The sequence below is a fragment of the Shewanella sp. 1180_01 genome (assembly GCF_052850535.1).
In genome coordinates this window covers 1-6,702 of the sequence record NZ_VXCT01000097.1, presented here as the reverse complement: position 1 = coordinate 6,702, position 6,702 = coordinate 1, and the positions used below count along the sequence as shown (strand labels likewise).

Below are 6,702 nucleotides of genomic sequence, written 5' to 3'. Positions count from 1 at the left end.
TAAGAAAATAAAAAAGCAAGCGGTTAAGCTTGCTTTTTTATTGCGCACTATGCCGTCTTATTTAACTCGACGGCGGCTAAACGCTAATGGTGCAAGTAGCAATGATAACCATGACAAGCTACCACCTGAAGAACCTTCTTTTTCAGGTTCTACCGGCGCTTGACCTTCACCATTGATCGTCACTGTAACAGATGCCTTCATTTCAGCATCACCATCTGAGATGGTATAACTAAAAGTCTCTGTTGCAGACTGACCTTGATATAGATGACCAAATTGTCCATTAGGACTATAAGTCACAGTACCATCATTGTTATTGGTGACCTTGCCCTTTAAAGAGCCAACATCAATAGCTGTGATAGTAAGCGTGTCTCCATCAACATCGGTATCATTTGCAAGTAAGGCAATTTGTATGTTGCCCGACTTAGTCGTTACCGCTGTGTCAGCGACAGCAACAGGAGCCGCATTAAGACCAACAACACTAATAGTCACTTCAGTTGTGCTTGTCGCGCCAATTTCATCTGTGATGGTGTAACTAAATACTTCATTGGCCGTTTCACCTTTGGCCAAATCATTAAACTGACCGTTAGGATCGTAGATAAACGTACCATCGCCATTATCTGTCAGCTTACCTTTCAGGCTAGATTGTTTAGCCGTGAGGGTAAAAGTATGACCATCGGCATCAGTGTCATTCGTTAACGGCGATATTGTAACAGTCGCATTCTCATTGACACTGATAGCATCAGGCGTTGCTGTTGGCGGTGTATTAATTTTAACACTGACATCAACTGTAGCTTCAGCAAAGCCACCTTTGTTATCGGTAATGATGTAAGCAAAGCTATCTAATACGGTTGAGCCTGGCGTTTCATTTGCAAAGGCACTACCTGAGTCATAACTGATAACATTGCCCGAAACCGCAACAGTCCCCTTAGTAGATCCAGTAGTAACGCTATCGATCACTAAAGTATCACCATCTGCATCCGTATCATTTGCCAAAGGTGAAATTGTCACTTTTTGGCCAGCCCAAATTGTCATAGCATCCGAGTTGGCTACTGGCACATTGTTCGGCGGGACGTCAGTGTTTAAAGGCTCACCCGCACTCACTTGGTATCCTCCCGTAACAGCTGTGTCATCTTCGTGGCTAACGACAACATATAAAGTCGATTCCAATTCAGACTTCGCTAGCTTTGAAAATACATAGTTTGTCGCTGATGGATTTGTTGCTAGAGTAACATTATCAACAATTGTCGTAGACGCGTCTGATTTGTAAACGGTTAACTTTGGCTTCATACCTAAGCTGGAGTCTGTTACACGTACAACGAGGTCTTTGCTCATATCTATATTTTCTAAGACATAGAAATCAAGATCGCCAGCACTGTCAATCACTCCATTGATACCAGCATTGGTCGTATCGAGTTTAATTGCGGTGATATAGCTACCATCACTGTCAAAATAAGGCACATTGCTCACAACCAATGAGGTTTTCGCAATACGTACAAAATTCTCCGTTATGGCTGGTAAAGCTTCTTGTACTGGCTCAGAGCCGTCTAATGTGGGTGTAAATAGGCCTGTGGCAGTATATTTAGCCTTGCTTTCTTTGTTATCAACATTCACTTCGACTTGATAAATACCATTCTGATTGTATGGTGCAACGGCGGAGTAAATACCATCACCTGCAACCGCATCACCGCCTTGGCCATTATCAAACATTTCCAAGTTGGTCGTGTTGTCCATTGGGTCCTTGATCGTAGCGATGACATTAGCACCAGTGATAAGTTTATCTTTGGTTAACGCAGTCGTTAAAATCATCGGGCTTGGGTAACTTACGGCATTACCAGCAAATCCCTCAACAGAGACAGTATAACTTCCCGCTAGACTTGGCTCTGCACTGACATTGACCGTCGCATCTAGCGCACGATTTGCATTTGTGTTTATTAACTCAAGTTGCCATTCACCATGACCAAGTGAGGCAACAAGACTATTAGGAACATTGACGCTACAAGATTGCCCTCCAGACACAGGTAAACAATCGAAAGTTACGCCATTGACATTATTACCTGAAGCATCTTTTAGCGTGAGTTGCAGATCAGAAGCGCCGCCTTTATGGTTTACGAAAATATTGACATTATCTAAACCAGAATCGATATAAATACTCTGAGTTGCACCCGTGCCACTTGCAATATTAAGCGTTGATGACACTAAGTTTTGGTTATCAGTGGCAATGGCATTTGCTTGTAAAAAAGCATCGATAATTTCGGCTAACGTTGTTGGTGAAGAAAAGTATTTTCCGCCTGTTGCATTGGCCATTGTCACTAAAGGACCCGTTGGCGAAGCTGAGCCATAACCGAAACTAAAAATTGGTACATTGGCATTTTGATAGGCAGTGATGACCGAGGATTCTGATTTTATAGAATTATTATCGTCACCATCAGCAAGCACAAAAACGACACCTGGTGCGCCACTTGCCGCCGAAGCCTGATAAGCCGATAAATTATCAAGTGCTAACTGACTGCCATCGAACAATGCCGTTGAACCATTGGCATAAATATTATCAATTGCACCTTTCAAAGCTTGTTTAACACCGTTATCTGGCTTGGGCATTTTTTGCATCGCAAAATCTTGCTTAACACTCGAACGGCCTGAGAATGAAACTAACCCCATCGCAGTACTGCCTTCAGCAGTCGCATCAACAAGTATTTTAGCGGCTTGCTTGGCGTTATCGATAGGCGAACCAAACATGCTACCCGAACGGTCCATGACAATCTGCATATCGATATCGCCTTCAACCCAAACAAAATCAAGCTGATCACGACAACTAAACTGCGCTGCGGGTAACTCTTTCTTTACAGGATTATTAGCATCAGGCGCATTATTCGCCAAAGTAGTATATCGAGTACGAGTTGGCTGAGCCGTTTTCCGGCCAGATTTAGGGTCGTCTTTAACGTCTTGAGCAAGCACTTCCCAAGCACTCTTACCATACACTCGTCCCTGTGCGGTACGGTTTACATCACCAATATTGCTCGCAGTTGAATGATTCAACCATTTCATATCACCGTTTCTTGCTTGCCATTGATTACTCATAATGGAATCAGTGGCCACGTCAGTGGTGAGCGTTGCATTAGCAGCACCGGAAACCGCGTTACCTTTATACTCATCATACACACCATAGGCATAGTGTCCCCACTCGTGGGCCAAGGTGTAGCCAGAGCCCAGGGTGTCGGTGAGCATATTGTGATCTTTGCCTTGCCCTGCACCATTTGGAAAAACATCTCCAAACCAAATATGCATACCATTGGCGCCAAAGCCCGCAGTATTTGCTCGCGGCCATTCACGCTCGCCCCAAATAATGTCCGATTTAGATCTATGCTTATTTTCTCTGAAAATACTTATCTTTCCGAGCTTATGTTCACCGTTCGATTGCTCACATACCCCATCGGCAAAATAACCCAATATTTCCTCGTAGGCTTTCTGATCACTCCCTTCAGGATTATTGTGCAAAGACACAGTAATATCGAAAACAGCGTTAGACGAATCAGAAGTCATCACTGAAACTGATTGCATATGGTTTGCTGATACAATGGATTTGTCTTGCTGTTCAGTGACAGTATTGACCCGTGATAACCAACTGTTTGCAGCTATAGCTGAGCTAGATGTTAAAGCGAGCCCTACACAAATGGCGACCTTGCTCAAGTTATTTTTTTGTATCACTTCATATCTCCTTTAGAAAGTAATAATAGTTGGAAGGTGTATTTACCTTCTTTCACAACGAGTGTTCCGTTCTGCGTTAATCGTTTTGAAATCACAGGGTATAAGGACGAGAAATCGGCTATAGGTATCAACTCAAATACATGCTGAATGAGTGTTCCATTAGGTAATTTGAGTTCAGGCGGGATATCGTTCGGAATGTTTAAAATAATAGTGCTAGGCTCAACTATTAACTCAGAAACGATGGAATCATATATATAAGGAAAAAAATTTGAGTCGATTTCACAGTAATCCAACTGATTACTAAACCAATACTTATAGGCATGACCAAGGCTTGCGGCTTGCTCACCTATAATGCGATCTGTGCATTGATATTCTAGACTTTTCCCGGTAACAATCTTGTGCGACAAAAGCTGCATGTTTGAATCAAAATCAATGATTCTGATATGACTATCAGCTAGTTCAGTAATAATTTGAGTAGTGTAATAACGTTGAAAATCTAGAGGTGAGTTGTATCTATAGACAGTTTTGGCATACACTGGACAACATAATACAAACAGCAAAATACCAAAAAGAGTTGTAATCTCTCGTATCATCCGTGAAAACTTATTTATCCTAAAAACTTGAAACCAATGTTAACAAAAACAAAAACAACTTTGTATACATTTGTTGCAAGTTTCACAAAAAAGTTAAAAATCATCCACTGCTAGATTAATTTTCATGAAAATATGCAGCGTTATTGGTTAATAGCATGATTTATAGAGTAGTAATTCAATTACTACTTTTGACCTATTAGCCGCAGATATTCCTCCATCAATGATTCATAATTGGAAACAGCCTGTTAATTTATTATCTATTTTAGCCCATTCATACAAATCATTATCACGCAAAGAATTACCCTAATAAAAAATAAATTACACTAGATTCATATAAACAGAAATACAGGTTATATATGAGTAAGCCGAACACTATTTAATCAATTTAAACTTCTGGCACTCTAATTATTCTGTAAGCATAATAACCTACAATTAATCATATGCAGACCAAGGTTAAAACAGACAAAGACGAGCATACAATCCAGCCAATTATTCCTTAAAATGAGCGTTCACTCTGCCTATCGGCTCAGACGCTTGATGATTTCGCTGTGCTGCGGATAGTGGGCTAGTAAGGTTTTTTGGCTAAATAACTCGAAATCATCGAAGGTAAAACCGGGGGACACCATACAGCCCACGAGCGAAAAGCCGGGTTGATTCATCGCCGAGCCAAAAATACAGCCCTTAGGCACCAAAAATTGTGGTCGCTCGCCCGCCGCTAAATCGAGTCCCAATTGCGCCGTGGTTAACACGCCATCAGGGGCAATCATATAAATGGTGAGCGATTGTCCTGCATGGAAGTACCACATTTCATCGGCGGTTAGGCGGTGAAAGTGGGAAACTTCCCCCGTGCGCAGTAAAAAATAGATGCTGCTCCATAATGCCCGAGTCTGATCAAACGGCGTTTCAGAACGATAGGATGAGCGGTAATAGCCGCCTTCAACATGCTGTTCTAGTGCTAAATATTCAATAAAATCATCGGCTGTATGCATTATAAATCCCTGGATAAAATTAAAACCGCAATTCAGGTTCTAGAGTCTACTCGAAAAACATCTGCTCACTAAGCATTGCGGTTTAGCTTTTTGAACATAAGCACACACGCCAAAGTTCAAAATATCACTATTGACTCGTTACTATAGGCAAAGAGAGAGTTATGGCTTATGGCATCAATCGCGCTGGCGACTTGGCAAAATAACAACGACAAATAAATTGTACGGCGTGTCGTTATGGTTTGTTGTTCGCACCAAAAGCGGCTAGATTATTATGAGTTAACGGGATTAATTGGCGGCTAAAGCTCCAAAGAGCGGCTCGTAATGATGACTTAGACACGCAGACATAAAGTTAAGTGATTTTCCACAGGGATCTTAATTGATGATCAATATTGAACAGATGGCGTTAATCCTCGATGCACTGCCAGATCCTGCCTTAATATTGTCAAAAAGTGGTCGGTACGTGGCAGTTTTCGGCGGTAAAGATGGGCGCTATTATCACGATGGCAGTGGCTTAGTCGGTTTGTACATTGCTGATGTATTAAACCCCGATAAAACAAATTACTTCTTAGGCATTATCGAACAAGCCTTAGCTAGCCGAGCATTACTGATTGAAGAATATGAACTCAGTAATAAAGATGTCAAAGGCTTACCCGATGCGGGCCCAGATCAACCCATTTGGTTTGAGGGACGAATTCAAGCGCTAGACTTTCTCGTCAATGATGAGCCTGTAGTGCTCTGGGTCGCCAGTAATATCTCCCAGCGACATGAGCTTGAACTGCAGCTGCGTCAGCTCAGCGATACCGATCAGCTCACAGGGTTATATAATCGCCGCCGATTAGAACGTGACTTAACCGTTCAATTCGACACTTTTCAGCGCCACCGTACGCCCACCTCAATCTTGATCCTCGATTTAGACCACTTAAAGTCCATCAATGACCAGTTAGGCCACCATGCTGGCGATAAAATTATCATCGCCGTTGCTGAAACCTGTCGCACTCAATTTAGAAAAACCGATAGTGCGTATCGTTTTGGTGGGGATGAATTTGTGATTGCCCTGCCCGGTGTCGAACAGTCTCAGGCAGTTAAATTTGCTGAATACCTCTGCGATTGTTTTTACTCGGCACTGCAACAACATGCGGTTAACGGCTTGTTTGCCACCGTAAGTATCGGGGTTGCCAGCATAGAAGCATTGGATACCTCCTATGAAGACACGCTTAAGCGGGCCGATGCGGCCCTGTATCAGGCTAAACGTAATGGCAAAAATCGAGTGATATCAAATACAGCCTAAGCGGGTTGAACATTTCAAAGCACACATAGCAATAACAAGCGCCCTTAATAAGTGATAGTCACAAGTGCTCATAAGAAGCACGCATCAAAAGGCTGTCCCGTCCTAAGATAGGTTGACAGTTTTTAGG

General features: G+C 42.3%; 4 protein-coding genes. 1 reads left to right on the top strand and 3 read right to left on the bottom strand.

Annotation, left to right across the window (positions count from 1 at the left end; genetic code table 11):
* Positions 1-57 precede the first annotated feature (57 nt).
* The 3 genes from FW758_RS23875 to FW758_RS23865 form a co-directional block, all read right to left on the bottom strand.
* Positions 58-3,705: an Ig-like domain-containing protein gene (locus tag FW758_RS23875; RefSeq protein WP_446446743.1), complete on the bottom strand. Its 3,648-nt coding sequence runs from the start codon at positions 3,703-3,705 to the stop codon at positions 58-60.
* Positions 3,702-4,298: a hypothetical protein gene (locus tag FW758_RS23870; RefSeq protein WP_446446742.1), complete on the bottom strand. Its 597-nt coding sequence runs from the start codon at positions 4,296-4,298 to the stop codon at positions 3,702-3,704. Before FW758_RS23870 ends, FW758_RS23875 begins: the two co-directional genes overlap by 4 nt.
* Before the next feature lie 518 nt (positions 4,299-4,816).
* Positions 4,817-5,287, bottom strand: a complete 471-nt coding sequence (locus FW758_RS23865; protein ID WP_446446741.1) for a cupin domain-containing protein — start codon at positions 5,285-5,287, stop codon at positions 4,817-4,819.
* A gap of 379 nt (positions 5,288-5,666) precedes the next feature.
* Between FW758_RS23865 and FW758_RS23860 the strand changes: the two genes are divergently transcribed.
* On the top strand, positions 5,667-6,575 hold the full coding sequence (locus FW758_RS23860; protein ID WP_006080211.1) for a GGDEF domain-containing protein: 909 nt from the start codon (positions 5,667-5,669) through the stop codon (positions 6,573-6,575).
* The last annotated feature ends 127 nt before the right edge of the window (positions 6,576-6,702 follow it).